This is a genomic window from Dyella flagellata (assembly GCF_030160275.1).
GTDB classification, from domain to species: Bacteria; Pseudomonadota; Gammaproteobacteria; order Xanthomonadales; family Rhodanobacteraceae; genus Dyella_B; species Dyella_B flagellata.
In genome coordinates this window covers 112,641-127,070 of the sequence record NZ_BSOA01000003.1, presented here as the reverse complement: position 1 = coordinate 127,070, position 14,430 = coordinate 112,641, and the positions used below count along the sequence as shown (strand labels likewise).

Genomic DNA, 14,430 nt, shown 5'->3' with positions numbered 1-14,430 from the left:
TGCTTCATGTAGGCTGGGATGACCATCCCAGCTATCGGCCTACCCATGATGGCATCCATTGAGGCATTCGAAGCTTCCATTTCATCGATAACCATCGATGATTTTGCCGGCCGCGACCGTCCCCTGGTCATCCGCGGTCTGGTTCGCGACTGGCCGATCGTCAAGCTCGCGCAGGAATCGGATACAGCTTTCGCACGCCGGGTGTCGGAGTTGGACAACGGCACACCTGTGGACACCTTGCTAATACCACCGGGCGAGGATGGCCGGGTGGGCTACAACGCCGATCTGAGCGGATTCAATTACGAACATCACCGAGTGTCCCTTACGCAAGGACTGCAACGCCTGGCGCAATACAGTCGTGAACACAGCACCGCCGGGCTTGCTGTGCAAAGCGCGCTGATACCCTCATGCATGCCCGGTTTCGCCGAACAGCATGGCGTATCCTTTCTCGCATCACAGATCCAGCCGCGCTTGTGGCTGGGCAATCGGGTGGTGACGCCGGCGCATTTCGACGAATACTTCAACATCGCCTGCGTCGTGTGCGGACGCAGGGAATTCACCTTGTTCCCGCCGGAGCAGGTGAAGAATCTTTATGTCGGTCCGTTGGATTTTGCGCCCACCGGAGCGGCGATCAGCATGGTGCGGCTGGACCGACCTGACGATCCGCGTTTTCCAAAACTGAGGGAAGCGTTGGCGCATGCGCAACAGGCAGTGCTGGAGCCGGGCGATGCGATCTACATCCCGCCCCTGTGGTGGCATCACGTGGCATCGCTGGAACGGCTCAATGCGCTGGTGAATTACTGGTGGAAGCCGGTGCTGGACGGCGTGCCTGCTACGTATTCGGCACGCGGCTTTCTGCTGCACGGGCTGCTGAGCATGAGGTGGCTATCGCCAGCGGAGCGAGAGGGTTGGCGACATCTGCTGGATTACTACCTGTTCGACAGCAGCGATCCGGTTGCGCACATTCCGGCTGACAAGCGCGGTGTCTTGGGGCAACTCACGCCGGAGTTGGCGGAGCAGCTCAAACAGCTCGTCCTCAAGCAGCTTTAGCCGCGTAGGCTGGGATGACAATCCCAGCATCAGCAACCGGTACAGCAAGCTGGGATTGTCGTCCCAGCCTACGCATGCACCGGATAAGGCACGCCTCCCACCCAGGTCTCCTGGACCACCAGCGCATCATCCAGTACCGCGAAATCCGCCTGATAGCCGGCCGCGATCCGCCCATGCGTGCGATCCAGTCCAATCCACGCCGCCGGATAGCTGCTCGCCATGCGGGATGCTTCCGCCAAGGGCAGGCCGAGCATCTGCACGGCGTTGCGCACAGCGCTGGCCATGTCCAGGCCGGAGCCGGCCAGCACGCCGGCTTCGCTCTGGCAGATGCCGTCGCGCATCACGATGGTCTGGCCGTTGAGCACGTAGTTGGGTTGATCGCTGCCCACCGGCGGCATCGCGTCGGTGACAAGCACGCACTTGCCCCGCGCTTTGGCTGCGATGGCGACGCGCAACGTCGCCGGATGCACGTGGTGGCCATCCACGATCAGGCCGCACCAGCTATGCGGATCATCCAGGGCTGCACCCACTACTCCGGGATCGCGGCTGGCGAGTGGCGTCATGGCGTTGTAGAGATGCGTAAAGCCACAGACGCCGGCATCGAGCGCGGCGCGTGTGGTCGCGTAATCGGCAGCGGTGTGGCCGGCAACTACCACCACACCGGCGCCGGAAAGTCTCGCGATCACCGGCAGCGGCACCTGGTCGGGCGCGAGCGTCAGCATCACCGGGCCCTTGTGCGGAGCGATCAGTGCTTCGACGTCGTCATCGTCAGGCAGACGGAACAGGTCGGCGTTGTGGATGCCCTTGCGCGCGTTGGCCAGGAAAGGGCCTTCCACGTGGATGCCGAGAATGCCCGGAACCCGTTGCTCGATCGCATCATCCACCGCCTGCAGGGCGGCGCACATCTTCTCAGCGGTGTCGGTGATCAGCGTGGGCAGCATGCCGGTGGTGCCGAATTTGCGGTGCGCCTCGGCGATACCGCGCAAGGTTTCGACACTGGGATCGTCGTTGAACAACAGGCCGCCGCCGCCGTTCACTTGTACGTCGATGAAGCCCGGCAACAGCAGGCGACCCTGTAGATCGTGCTGTTTCGCATCGGCGAGGCGCGCATCGTCGTGCGCAACGATTGCCACGATGCGTTTGCCGCGCACCAGCACGGCCAAGCCTTCGCGCGGGCCGTGATCGCCGAGCACGCGGCCATTGACGAGGGCAATGAGCGGATTCGGCGGCATTACACAGTCTCCGTGACCTTGCGCAGATGCGGCGGCACGTCAGGATCGTAGCCGCGTGCGAGCGACAGGGCGCTGGCCGCGCGATAGAAGCTCTGCACGGCTAGCAGCGGTGTCACGATCGGGTCGATGCCGCCGGGCAGCGGCAGCGCATCGGCGCCTTGCGCGCCCGGTGCCGCTACCCACACACGCGCGCCGCGCGAACGGAATTCGTTGGCGACGGCGAGAGTGTTTTCCAGCGTGCCGTCATCCTGGGCCAGGAACAGCACCGGAAAGCCCTCGCCTACCAGGGCCATCGGGCCATGCTTCACCTCGGCGGCGCTGAAGGCCTCCGCGTGCAGGCCGCAGGTTTCCTTGAGCTTGAGCGCCGCTTCCAGCGCAGCACCGAAACCATAGCCGCGACCTACCACGAACAAGTTATGGACGCCGACGAGCCCCTGTTCCAGCGCATTCCAGTCACCCTCCCAACCGCGGCGAAGATCGTCGGGCAGGCGCGCAATCGCGGCATGCAGCGATGGGTCATCGGACCAATGCGCAGTCAATTGCAGCACGGCGGCAAGCGTGGCGAGATAGCTTTTGGTGGCCGCGACGCTGCGCTCGGGGCCGGCGCGCAGCGGAATGACCGTATCGGCAAGTGCAGCAAGCGGAGAGTCTTCCACGTTCACCAGGGCAAGCACATAGGCACCGGCCTGCTTCGCTGCCTCCGCGCTGCGCAGCAGATCCGGACTCTTGCCCGACTGCGAAATCGCCACGAACAGGGCGCCTTCCAATTGCAGGTTCGCGTCGTAGATGGAGGAGATCGACGGCGAGGCCGAGGCCGTGATCAGCCCGAGCCGGGTCTCGAACACGTATTTCGCATAGGCTGCAGCGTGATCGGAGCTGCCGCGCGCGCAGGTCACAATGAAGCGAGGCGGTTTTGCGCGCAAGCGTTCGCCGAGTGCAGCGAGAATCGATGCGTTCTGCGCAAGCTGCCGTTCGACGGTGGCGGCGCTTTCCTGCGCCTCGTTGTACATCAGGGTGTCACGAGCGGATTTCACGGGAGGCTCCGGGGGAATAAGACGCGGCATGCGCTATTTCCTCTCCCCGCCGGGGAGAGGATTGGGGAGAGGGGGCAACCTCGCCGTACAGTGGATAGGCGCGTCGGAAATGGATGGGGGAGTGGGAAAACGAAAGAAAAATCAGGTCTGCCGCGGCGGCGCAGTCGATCCGCGCACCACCAGTTCCGGCATGAAGCCTTCGTTGGGCAAGTCGCTGTCCTGCTGCAGACCGCTGATCAGATGCAGCGCCGCATGCCGCCCGATTTCGCTGGTCGACTGCCGCGCGGTGGTCAGTGCTGGCCAGGCCTGCTTGGAAAACGGGCTGTCCTCGAAGCCGGCGATGGACAGGTCCCATGGCACGTCCAGGCCGGCCGAGCGCGCCGCGGCCAGCACGCCTGCGGCGATCTCGTCGTTGCAGCCGAATATCGCGGTGGGTGGTTCTTTCAGTGCCAGCAGCTTGCGTGCGCCACGGAAGCCGTCGTCGAAGGCATAGCGCCCAGGCAGGATCAATTTGCGATTGAGCGGGATGCCATAGTCCTTCAAGGCATCCGCGTAGCCCTGATAGCGTTCCGGGCTGGAGCGGTGATGCGGCTCGCCCCACAGGAAGCCGATGCGGGTATGGCCGAGCTGTATCAGGTGTTCGGTGATGGCATAGGCCGCGTCGTGATCGTCCACGTACACGCAGGGCATGCCGTCCTTGGGGTCCTCGCGTGCAGCGATTATGCGCACGAAGTCCACGTCGCTCGCCTTCAGCGTAGCCAGCAGGGCCGATTGCTCCGACATCGGCGGCGCCAGGATCAGGCCGGCCAGGCGTGCGCGCTGCACCAGCGACACCAGTTCTTCGGCCAGGCTGGGTGCGGCCGAGTCGCAAGGATAGATCTGCAAGCCGAAGCCACGCTCGCGGCAGGCCGACAGCACGCCGTTCTGCATATCGATCACGTAATGCGCGTTCGGATTGTCGTAGACCAGGCCGATCGCATACGCGTGGGAACTGCTGCGCAAGCTGCGCGCGGAAGGGTCCGGGCGGTAGCCGAGCTGCTCGATCGCCCGTTCCACCTTTTCGCGGGTCTCGGGTCGTACCGCTGCCTCGTGGTTGATGACGCGCGAAACCGTCTTCAACGAAACGCCGGCGTGCTTGGCTACGTCCTTGATGGTGGGACTGTGCAACGAGAGATCCTCCCGGGTGTCGGGTGGGCATCGTAGCCCAATGCCCCGCCCGATGTCGGCGTGTAGTGGAGATGGAAGCTGCGATGCCCGGCTTCACGATTTGCCTCAGGCGGCGTGCGTGCCCACGTTATGGCCACGCACCCCGTAGTACAGGATGTACAGATAGCACGGCACGATGACAATCACGAACGCGAGCTGGAAATCGATGTACTGCTTCAAGTGCACGAAGGCCTGTGGCAGCAACGCGCCGCCCACTATGCCCATGATCAGCACGGCCGAGCCCAGCTCGGTATGGCTGCCCAGGCCCTTGATCGCAAGCGGGAAGATCGCCGGCCACATCATGGCGTTGGCAAAGCCCAGCGCGGCGACAAAGGCCACTGAAACGTAGCTGTGGGTAACGAAGGCGCCGATGGCGAACAGCACGCCGAGCACGGCCGACACAGCCAGGTAGCGTTGTTGCGAAATGACGCGTGGAATCAATGCCGAGCCGATCACGTAGCCGGCTAGCATGGCCACCATGGTGTAGGTGGTGAAGTGCGAGGTCACTTGCAGCGGCAGGCCAAAGCCCTGGCCGTAAGTGTTGATGGCATCGCCGGCCATCACTTCCACGCCCACGTAGAGGAACAGGCATAGCACGCCCAGCCACAAGTGCGGGAAGCTGAAAATGCCGCCTTTGCCATGCCCGATCGAGCGTTCGCTGTTGGCGCCGGAGGGTTTGATTTCCGGCAGCGAGGAAAACAGGATCCAGATCGCCAGCACCACCAGTAGCCCGGCCAGGCTCATATAAGGCCAGAATACGCGTGCGGCGAACTCATTGAGCAGGCTTTCGCGCGCGGGGCCTTCGGCCATGGTGGTCACCTGGCCGAGGAAGGTATCGATGCCCGCCATCACCAGTGCGCCGAAGGCCAATGGCGCTAGCGCACCAGCCACCTTGTTGCAGATGCCCATCAGCGCGATGCGCTGGGCGGCGCTGTCGATCGGGCCCAGGATGCTGATGTAGGGATTGGCCGCTGTCTGCAGCAGCGACAGACCGGCGCCGATCACGAACAAGCCGGCCAGCGCGCCCGGATAGACGCGAATGCGCACGAATTCCCCGAACACCGCCGCGCCGATGGCCATGATGAAAAGCCCCAGCACCATGCCCTTTTTCATGCCGGTGCGCTTGAGCACCGCGCCCGCGGGCAGTGCGAGCACGAAATAGGAAACGTAGAACGCAAAGGGCACCAGGAAGGCGTTGATGTCGTCCAGCGTAAAGGCCACTTTCACGAATGAAATCAGCGGCCCGTTGAGCCAGGTGAAAAATCCCATGATGAAGAACAGTACGCCGATGATCAGCATCGGCAGCAAGGTCGACGTGCGTGCGTCGGCGGTGTAAGTGGTGGACGACATGAAGCGCTTTCCCCGTGGCTGACCCGATGCCGGCAACCGGCATCACTGTGATGTCCTTTATTGTCCTCAATGCACAACGTTGTCAATCGGAGCCCTCCGGAGCCGACGACAACGTGCGTCATTTGGCCCTGCCAAACAGCTGCTCGTGATGCGCTGCAGCAGCTCAAGGGATAGGCCATTCGGCCTACATGATTGACCTAAAATAGCTTTATTGTCAAAGGCTTAAAAACTCGTGCCGGTGGCCGCGCGCGGTGGCATTTCGCGCTGCGGCACAGCTCATTGCCATGCCTGGGCTTGACCCTGTTGACAGCGTTGTCATTCGTGACCAGACTCCGTCATCGAAACGTGCCTGGAGGTGGCCTCGCATTTCGCGGGGTAGGCACGGGAAAAAACGTGAGGAGGGGGCGTGGTTCAGGCTGTTGTACATGGCAAGGCGCAAACGGCGCGATCGCTGCAACCGGCATTTCTGGCGGCCGATGTCGGCGGTACGCATGCGCGCATCGGGCTGGTCAGTCCGAGTCCGGATGGCCGCCGTCCGGTCACCGTGCTGGAGTACCGCCGCTACGCCTGCGCCGAATGGCCCAGTCTCACCGCTGTGCTCAAGGACTTTGTCGCGCAGTTGAGTGCCGACATGCCGGTGGACCATTGTGCGGTGGCCAGTGCCGGCTATGTGTTGGGCGACGCCATCGTCAACGACAACTTGCCGTGGCCGGTATCCATTCGCGACATTCGCGAAGGCCTGGGAATTTCCACTCTGGCGGTGATCAACGACTTCGAGGCCGTTGCCTACGCTACCCAGTTCATGACCCAGGCCGATGCCGTGCCGGTGATCGAGAGCAGCGCAGCGCAGGTCGCTGGGCCTGTGTTGGTGATGGGGCCGGGCACGGGCCTGGGTTCGGCTGTGCTGCTGCCCGGCATGCCGCACGCCACCGTGTTGGCGACTGAGGCCGGGCAGGTCTCGCTGGCACCCGGCAACGAACTGGAAATCGACATACTGCGCTGGCTCGCGCGAGATCGCGCGTACGTCTCCTACGAACATGCGCTATCCGGCCCGGGTTTGCTCAATTTGTACAACGCCATTTGCGCATTGCGTGGCGCAACGCCGGGTTTGCAACTGCCTGCCGAAGTAACGCGCAGCGCGGTGGAGCGCAGCGACGCGGCAGCGGTTGAAGCCTTGAATGTGTTCTGCGGATTGCTCGGCAGCTTTGTCGGCGATCTGGTGTTGTTGTACGGCGCCCGCGGCGGGGTTTACCTCGCCGGCGGCATCCTGCCGCAGATTCGCGGCCTGCTGCTGTCGAGCACCTTCGCCGAGCGCTACTTCAACAAGGGCGTGATGCGCCCTTTTTTGCAGCAGGTACCTGTTCGACTGATGGAGCATGGCCAGCTCGGCGTGATTGGCGCCGCTGGCTTGTATCTAGATGGTCAGCACGCGCACTGATGCGCGCGTGAGAGATGTAAAGGGTTGAGGAAGTGTTCTGAAACGAACCGGGCGCAAGCCCATACGCCATGCAGTACGGACATGCCGCGAACATATTCCGTGCTGAAAAAAACGCCTCTGAGGGGAGGAAGCCATGTCACATCGTAAGACCCTGCTCGCCGCGAGCATCATCGCCGGCCTTTGGTGCGTGTCGGGTGCGCTCTATGCCCAAGACAACAGCCAGACCTCCAGCCAGGCCAATCAGCAGAACAGTGCAGAGAAGGCCAACAAGGAGAAGATCAAGGAACTGTCCACGATTACGGTCACCGGCATCCGCAGCAGCCAGGAGCTGTCGCTGGATACCAAGCGTGCGGACAACACCCACGTGGAAGTGGTCTCTGCCGAAGACATCGGCAAGCTGCCCGCCAAGAACGTGGCCGATACCCTGCAGCGCCTGCCGGGCGTGAACATCAGTTCCTCCAGCGCCAGCGAAGGCGCGTTCGACGAAGTCGATCGTGTCAGCTTGCGCGGCACCAATCCGAGCATGACGCAGACCACGATCAACGGCCACACCGTGGCCACTGGTGACTGGTTCGTGCTCAACCAGGTGCAGACCGTGGGTCGCAGCGTCAGTTATTCGCTGTTGCCGTCCGAAATCGTCAGCCAAGTGGTGGTGCACAAGACCTCCGAAGCCAGCCTGCTGGAAGGTGGTAGCGCCGGCTCCGTGGACATCGTTACGCGCAAGCCGCTGGAGTACGCCAAGGAGTTCACTGCCGAAGCCTCCATCGGTGGCGTGTACGCGGACCTGCCCGGCACCACCAAGCCGCAGTTCAGCGGCCTGTTCAACTACAAGAGCCCCGACAACACCTTCGGCGTGTTGGGTCAGGCGTTCTACGAAGAGCGCAGCCTGCAGCGCGAAGGCCAGGAAGTGGTCGGTGGCTACAACTCCACCACGCTCAACGGCAAGACCTACTACTACCCGAATGAAATCGGCAATGCGTTCTTCACCCAGACGCGCAAGCGCGAAGGCGGCGCCTTCGACGTGGAGTTCAAGCCGAGCGACAACCTTACGCTCGATTTGAACGGCTTCTATTCGCTGATGAAGGCCGACAACTACAACCGCAACTACATGCTGTGGACCAGTAGCGTGCTGGGTGCGGGTGGTCAGCTCACCAACGTGCAGACGCAGGGCAATGTCATCACCCACGCCGACCTGGCGCCGGGCACCAATGCGCCCTATGGCATCTATGATCAGATCTCGCGTCCGGGCGCAGCGTCCCGAACCTGGTACGTCGCGCTGGACGCTGCCTGGAAGGTCACCGATAAGCTGAGCTTCCACGGGCAGGCCGGTACCACCCATGGCGCCGGCGACAGTCCGCACCAGAACGTGCTCGAGTTGGGTGAAAACAACGCCGGCAGCGGCGGCTGGCAAATGAATGGCCTGGGTACGCCGATCAGCTGGTACGAAGGCGCCGTTAACAACTCGCCTTCCACCATGGTGCCGTCGGCGGGCTGGATCTTCGGCGAGCAGTCCATCCACATGGTGGACAAGGAAAACTGGGTCCAAGGTGACGGCGAGCTTGATTTTGACGGCCCGATGTCTTCGTTGCAGTTCGGTGCGCGCTATTCCAGCCATACGCGCCAGAGCCTGGAAGACATCGCGCAGGGCCCGTTGAACGGCATGCCTACCCAGGCCCAGCTGCCGGCCGGCGGCTACGGCAACTATCCCGGTGATTTCGGCAGCCAGCTGGGCGCGACCGTGCCGGGCAGCGTGTGGTTCTACACGCCGAGCCAGCTCGCGACGATCGACGGGCAGTTCGCCAACCGCAATCCTGTCACGCGCTTCTACTGGAACGATATCTATAGCGTGAAGGAGAAGGATAGCGCGGTGTATCTGCAAGCCAACTTCGACGGCGATCGTTGGGGCGGCAACGTGGGTGTCCGCTACGTCCATACCGGCGAGACGATCAACGACGCCACCACCAGCCCCGATGCGAGCGCCAGCTCGGCCATCGGGCCGATCACCACCTCGGCTTTTGGTCCGTACTACTGGAACACCATCAAGCACTCGTACAACAAGGTGCTGCCCAGCGCGAACCTCAAGTTCGACCTCACGGACGATGTCATCGCCCGCATGGCGGTGTCGCAAACCCTGACCCGTCCGGACTATTCGGCGATGGCCGGCTCGGTGTCGCTGGATGACCTTACACATACGGGCGCGGGCGGCAACCCGGCACTGAAGCCGCTGATCTCCACCAATTTCGACGGCGCGCTGGAATGGTATTTCGCGCCGCGCGGATTGCTGTCGGCCAGCGTGTACAACATGTCGTTGCACAACTATGTGAACTTCGGCGACGTCAACCGCGTGTACAAGGACATCCAGGCGTCCACCCTTGCTGGGCATGACGTGTTCTCGACCTACACCGTTACGGTCCCGAGCAACGTCAATGGCAACGTGAAGGGCGTGGAACTGGCCTACATCCAGCCGATCGGCAAGAACTTCGGCGTGGAAACCAACTACACCTTCGCCAGTGCCCATGCCGACAACGGCCAGCCGCTGGAAGGCACGTCCAAGCACACCTTCAACGCTTCGGTGTACTTCGAAAACGACCTGTTCAACGCACGCCTGGCCTACACCTACCGCTCGTCGTTCTACGACACGGTCAGCCATGGCGCGAACTACTTCCAGGCCGGCGTGGGCAACCTCGCGTTCTCGGCCGGCTACAAGATCACCGACTGGATGTCGGTGACGTTCGACGCGATGAACCTCAACAACCCGAAGTGGCGCTACTACTACCAGGACAACAACACCTTCGGTAAGCAGCCGTATGCGTTCTATGTGAACGGCCGCCAGTACTACTTCAATCTGCGCTTCAAGTTCTAAGTCATCTTCCCCGCCAAGGACCTGGTGATGTTTTGCCAGGTCCGCTTTTTTTCCGGGGACTAACGTAGGCTGGGATGCCAATCCCAGCATAGGGATGCCGCATGCAAAGCTGGGATTATCATCCCAGCCTACGCACCTACTCGAATGATGGGAAAACGCATGCGATTTGCCGCTCTATTCTTCTGCCTTGCCTTTTGTGGCTTCGCTCATGCCACTCCCGTATCGCTGATCCCGCTACCCGCGCAGCTGCAGCTGGCCAAGGGCTCGTTCAAGGTCGACGAAAAAACTTCCATCCGCGTACCCGCGAACGATCAAGCGGCTAGCGCATCGGCACAATATCTTGCCGGCTTGATCGCCAGCACGCGCGGCTTGCATCTCGGGGTAACGGACGCTGGCGTAGCAAGCCAGGCCATTGTGTTCCAGCGCAATCCCAAGCTGGCGCATGCTGAAGGCTACATACTCGATGTCACCCCAAAGGGCATTCGCATCGAGGCCCACGACGATGCCGGCCTGTTCTATGGTGCTGTTACCCTGTTCCAATTGCTGACACCCAATGCGCAACACGGCGAAGTGCAAGTTCCGGCGTTGCATATCAACGACTGGCCGCGTTTCGCCTGGCGCGGCGTCATGCTGGATTCCGCACGCCATTTCCAGGCCGTCGATAAAGTAAAGCAGTTGCTCGACCAGATGGCCCAGCACAAGCTCAACGTGCTGCACTGGCACCTCACCGACGACCAGGGTTGGCGCATTGAGATCAAGCGCTATCCGGAGCTTACGCGCATCGGCGCATGGCGTACGCCGCCGGATGCAGGTCACGACGGCGAGCCTGTGCGTTACGGTGGGTTTTATACGCAAGACCAGATTCGCGACGTGGTGGCGTATGCGGCCGCACGCCATATTACCGTGATGCCGGAGATTGACATGCCCGGGCATGCGCAGGCCGCGGTCGCCTCGTATCCGCAAATCGGCGTCACCGGCAAGCGTCCGCCGGTATCGGTCGATTGGGGCGTGAACCCCTACCTTTACAATGTGGACGACGCGAGTTTCCAGTTCATCGATAACGTGCTCGATGAAGTGATGGCCCTGTTCCCTTCGCACTACATCCATGTCGGCGGCGACGAAGCGATCAAGGACCAGTGGAAGGCGTCGGCTGCCGTCCAGGCAAAGCTTCGTACGCTGCACCTGAAGGATGAGGATGCCTTGCAGGGCTGGTTCATCGGCCGCATCGGCAGCTATCTGTCGGCGCACGGGCGGCGCCTGATCGGCTGGGACGAAATCCTCGACGGTGGCGTGCCGGCCGATGCCACGGTGATGTCCTGGCGCGGCACCGACGGCGCGATCAAGGCCGCCAAGCTCGGCCACGACGTGGTGATGTCGCCGGCTCCGGACCTGTACCTGGACAGCCTGCAAAGCCAGCTCCCGGATGAAACCGCCGGCCGCGGTCCGGTGCGCAGCCTGGAAGACGTCTATCGCTTCAACCCCGTTCCCGCCGTGCTCGATGCGGCGCAGGCGGCGCACGTATTGGGTGCGCAGGCGAACGCGTGGACCGAGCACATGCCCAGCATGCGGCACGTGGAGCACGCCGCCTTCCCGCGCCTGGACGCATTGAGCGAAGTGGTGTGGTCGCCGGCTTCCTCGCGCGATTGGATGGGTTTTCTTGCGCGCCTGCCGGCGCAGTTTCAGCGCTATGCGGCGCAGCAAGTCGACTACGCCGATAGTGCGTTCGCGCCGGTGATCCAGGTTGACGCCAATACAGCACTGAAAAGCGGCAAGGCCTTGGTAAAGCTCTCCAACCAGGCCGGGTACGGCGCCATTCATTACACAATGGACGGCAGCGCCCCTGACGGCCAGGCGCCGCTGTACGACAAGCCTTTTAACGTGATCTGGCCGGTCACGATCAAGGCTGCGGTTTATGCGAGCGATGGTGGCATGCTCGCCGCTGCGCGCACGCGGTTGATCGACCGTGAGCATTTGCTATCGCGCACTGGTGCGGAACTGGTGAACTGCAAAGGCAGTGACTTCCGCCTGCACTTACAACCGATGCCGGATGCCACCAGCATGTTGCCGGTGTATGCCGTCAATATCTTCGACACCTGTCAGCAGTATCTGGCCGCTCCGCTGGATGACATCGCTTCGATTCACGTCGAGGTGGCTCGATTGGAGCGAAATTTCGCGCTCGCGCACGATATAAAGCTGGTGGTGCCGCGGCCGCACAGTACACCGCATGGCGAGTTGGTCGTCCATCTGGATCGCTGCGACGGACCGGCAATTGCGAGCGCCGCGCTGCCCGATCCAGCGAACAGCACCAGGCGCTTCGCGCTCGATGCCGCGCTGACGCCGCAACACGACGAGCACAACCTGTGCCTCGTATTCACCGCGCCGACCGATGGGCCACTGTACGCCTTCGACCGTGTGTCGTTGATTCCTTCCAGCGAAAACAAGGCTAAGCCCTGAAGGCGCACGCAAGGTATCGTGGGGCTACAGCGTTGCCTGCCGTGGAGCGGAATCGCCGTAGGCTGGGATGACAATCCCAGCATCGGGATGCGGTGTGGAAAGCTGGGATTAGCATCCCAGCCTACGCGCTGCACGCCTTTGACCGCGTATCGCAGGTGCCGCCAAGCGAGAGCAAGGGTAAGCCATGAACGCGCCTTCTCGCCGCTTGCTTTCGTTGGACGCCCTGCGCGGCTGCACCGTCGCGGTCATGTTGCTGGTCAATGATCCCGGCGGCTGAGATCACGTCTATGCGCCAATGGGTCATTCGCCCTGGCACGGGGTGCTTACTCGAGACCTCGGTGTTAGTTCGCCGGGAATGACTCGCCAAGTGAGCCCATTTAAGCTTGCTCGCCCAACACTATCTGGTTCGAAACGATCGTTCTGCGATTCCGGTTCAAGAGAGCGATGAAGCCGGCGATGCATGCAAGCATGCCGCCCGCCGGTGCAACCCATGCATACCCGAGTCCCGCCGAAATCACCCATCCGCCCACGGTGGCGCCGAGCGCGTTGCCCAGATTGAATGCGCTGATGTTTACGGACGATGCGAGACCGGGAGCACTATGAGCTTCCTGCATCACACGCATTTGTACCGGTGCCACCACCCCAAACGTGGCCGCGCCCCAAAGCAGGAGCGCGACAGCAGCACCCAGGTGCGTTGTCGCCGCAAAGGGGAAGGCAAAGCTCAGAAGCGCCAGCAGCGACAAGAAGCTCAGCAATGTGGCTTGCAGGGATTTGTCCGCCAAGCGGCCGCTGATCGCGTTGCCCAGGGTAAAGCCGATTCCGATCAGCGCCAGCATCGCCGTGATAAAACTCGCCGATGCGTGGGTCAGGCGTTCAAGCAGGGCAGCGACATAGGTAAACAGCGCAAACATCGCGCCGGCGCCGAAGGCCGTGGTCAGTAGTGCCAACACGACCGAGCGACTGGTGAGCACACGAAGCTCTCGTCTGACTGAGGTGGCTGCGTCATGGTCATGTCTTCCTGAGGGCAGTGCCATGGCAAGGGCGGCCAGTGCAAGAACTCCCAGTATCGCAATGCCGCCGAAGGCCGATCTCCAGCCCAGGGTCGTCCCGAGCCAGGTCGCGGCCGGAACGCCGCCGATGTTGGCGATGGTCAAGCCCATGAACATGCTGGATACCGCAGACGCATTGTGCGTAGCAGGCGCCGCCTCGATGGCTACCATGACGCCGATACCAAAGAACGCGCCGTGGGAGAGGCTCGTTAGGACACGGGCCAGCACTAGAATTCCGTAGTCGGGGGCGATGGCCGACAGTGCGTTGCCTGCGATAAACAGGCCCATGAGCGACAATAGCGCGGTCTTGCGCGATAGTCTGCCCAGCAGGAGTGTAACTACTGGAGCTCCTACCATTACGCCGATCGCGAATGCAGTGACGAGCATGCCCGCCGTAGGAATGGACACATTCAAATTGCTGGCGATAGGCGGCAACAAACCCATAGGGGTGAATTCAGTCACGCCCATGGCGAAGGTACCGAGCGCAAGGGCTCCCAATATTGTTCTTGTCATGTAAAAGCCTGCCGATAAGCCGTGTCACGGCTGCGATGAGCAAAAACTGTCTCCGCCACCGGGGCTTCCTGATGGCTAGGAACACGACCCATTGCAGGTCGTGGACCTCCAGCTTCAACACCTGCTTTGGCCATTCACGGGGGGGAAGTGGATTTGAGTGAAATCCTTAAGGCCATGGCGGCGGTGGGTCGCTCGCATGGCAGCAACCGGCTTAGCTAAGTTCAGCGCGGCTGTTCGTGCA

Annotated in this window: 9 protein-coding genes; 4 read left to right on the top strand and 5 right to left on the bottom strand. The window is 62.2% G+C overall.

What is annotated here, in order from left to right; translation table 11 throughout:
- Positions 1-45: 45 nt before the first annotated feature.
- Positions 46-1,050: a cupin-like domain-containing protein gene (locus tag QQJ96_RS02035; protein WP_284330261.1), complete on the top strand. Its 1,005-nt coding sequence runs from the start codon at positions 46-48 to the stop codon at positions 1,048-1,050.
- Positions 1,051-1,118: 68 nt separating this feature from the next.
- On the opposite strand, the gene nagA is transcribed toward QQJ96_RS02035, so the two are convergent.
- The 4 genes from nagA to QQJ96_RS02015 all read right to left on the bottom strand — a co-directional run bounded on the left by nagA (position 1,119) and on the right by QQJ96_RS02015 (position 5,872).
- Positions 1,119-2,282, bottom strand: a complete 1,164-nt coding sequence (gene nagA, locus QQJ96_RS02030) for an N-acetylglucosamine-6-phosphate deacetylase (RefSeq protein WP_284330260.1) — start codon at positions 2,280-2,282, stop codon at positions 1,119-1,121.
- A complete protein-coding gene (locus QQJ96_RS02025; RefSeq protein WP_284330259.1) occupies positions 2,282-3,346 on the bottom strand; it encodes an SIS domain-containing protein in 1,065 nt (354 codons plus the stop codon). The genes nagA and QQJ96_RS02025 overlap by 1 nt, the downstream gene beginning before the upstream one ends.
- A 111-nt stretch (positions 3,347-3,457) precedes the next feature.
- On the bottom strand, positions 3,458-4,483 hold the full coding sequence (locus QQJ96_RS02020) for a LacI family DNA-binding transcriptional regulator (protein ID WP_284330257.1): 1,026 nt from the start codon (positions 4,481-4,483) through the stop codon (positions 3,458-3,460).
- Between the two features lie 105 nt (positions 4,484-4,588).
- Complete coding sequence (locus QQJ96_RS02015) at positions 4,589-5,872, bottom strand: sugar MFS transporter (RefSeq protein ID WP_284330256.1); 1,284 nt, start codon at positions 5,870-5,872, stop codon at positions 4,589-4,591.
- A gap of 406 nt (positions 5,873-6,278) precedes the next feature.
- On the opposite strand from QQJ96_RS02015, the gene QQJ96_RS02010 reads away from it, so the two are divergent.
- The 3 genes from QQJ96_RS02010 (at position 6,279) to QQJ96_RS02000 (ending at position 12,627) form a co-directional block, all read left to right on the top strand.
- Positions 6,279-7,310 (top strand): glucokinase, encoded by a 1,032-nt coding sequence (locus QQJ96_RS02010; protein WP_284330255.1) that lies wholly within the window; start codon positions 6,279-6,281, stop codon positions 7,308-7,310.
- 133 nt (positions 7,311-7,443) lie between these two features.
- Positions 7,444-10,173, top strand: coding sequence for a TonB-dependent receptor (locus tag QQJ96_RS02005; RefSeq protein WP_284330254.1), 2,730 nt, complete (start codon positions 7,444-7,446; stop codon positions 10,171-10,173).
- Between the two features lie 159 nt (positions 10,174-10,332).
- Positions 10,333-12,627, top strand: a complete 2,295-nt coding sequence (locus tag QQJ96_RS02000) for a beta-N-acetylhexosaminidase (RefSeq protein ID WP_284330253.1) — start codon at positions 10,333-10,335, stop codon at positions 12,625-12,627.
- A 377-nt stretch (positions 12,628-13,004) separates the two neighbouring features.
- On the opposite strand, the gene QQJ96_RS01995 is transcribed toward QQJ96_RS02000, so the two are convergent.
- On the bottom strand, positions 13,005-14,189 hold the full coding sequence (locus QQJ96_RS01995) for an MFS transporter (protein ID WP_284330252.1): 1,185 nt from the start codon (positions 14,187-14,189) through the stop codon (positions 13,005-13,007).
- Positions 14,190-14,430: the final 241 nt, after the last annotated feature.

Excerpts from the sequence above, each read along its gene's own strand:
- QQJ96_RS02025 (WP_284330259.1), bottom strand. The coding sequence starts at position 3,346 with ATGCCGCGTCTTATTCCCCCGGAGCCTCCCGTGAAATCCGCTCGTGAC.
- QQJ96_RS02015 (WP_284330256.1), bottom strand. The coding sequence starts at position 5,872 with ATGTCGTCCACCACTTACACCGCCGACGCACGCACGTCGACCTTGCTG.
- QQJ96_RS01995 (WP_284330252.1), bottom strand. The coding sequence starts at position 14,189 with ATGACAAGAACAATATTGGGAGCCCTTGCGCTCGGTACCTTCGCCATG.
- QQJ96_RS02000 (WP_284330253.1), top strand. The coding sequence starts at position 10,333 with ATGCGATTTGCCGCTCTATTCTTCTGCCTTGCCTTTTGTGGCTTCGCT.
- QQJ96_RS02035 (WP_284330261.1), top strand. The coding sequence starts at position 46 with ATGATGGCATCCATTGAGGCATTCGAAGCTTCCATTTCATCGATAACC.
- nagA (WP_284330260.1), bottom strand. The coding sequence starts at position 2,282 with ATGCCGCCGAATCCGCTCATTGCCCTCGTCAATGGCCGCGTGCTCGGC.
- QQJ96_RS02005 (WP_284330254.1), top strand. The coding sequence starts at position 7,444 with ATGTCACATCGTAAGACCCTGCTCGCCGCGAGCATCATCGCCGGCCTT.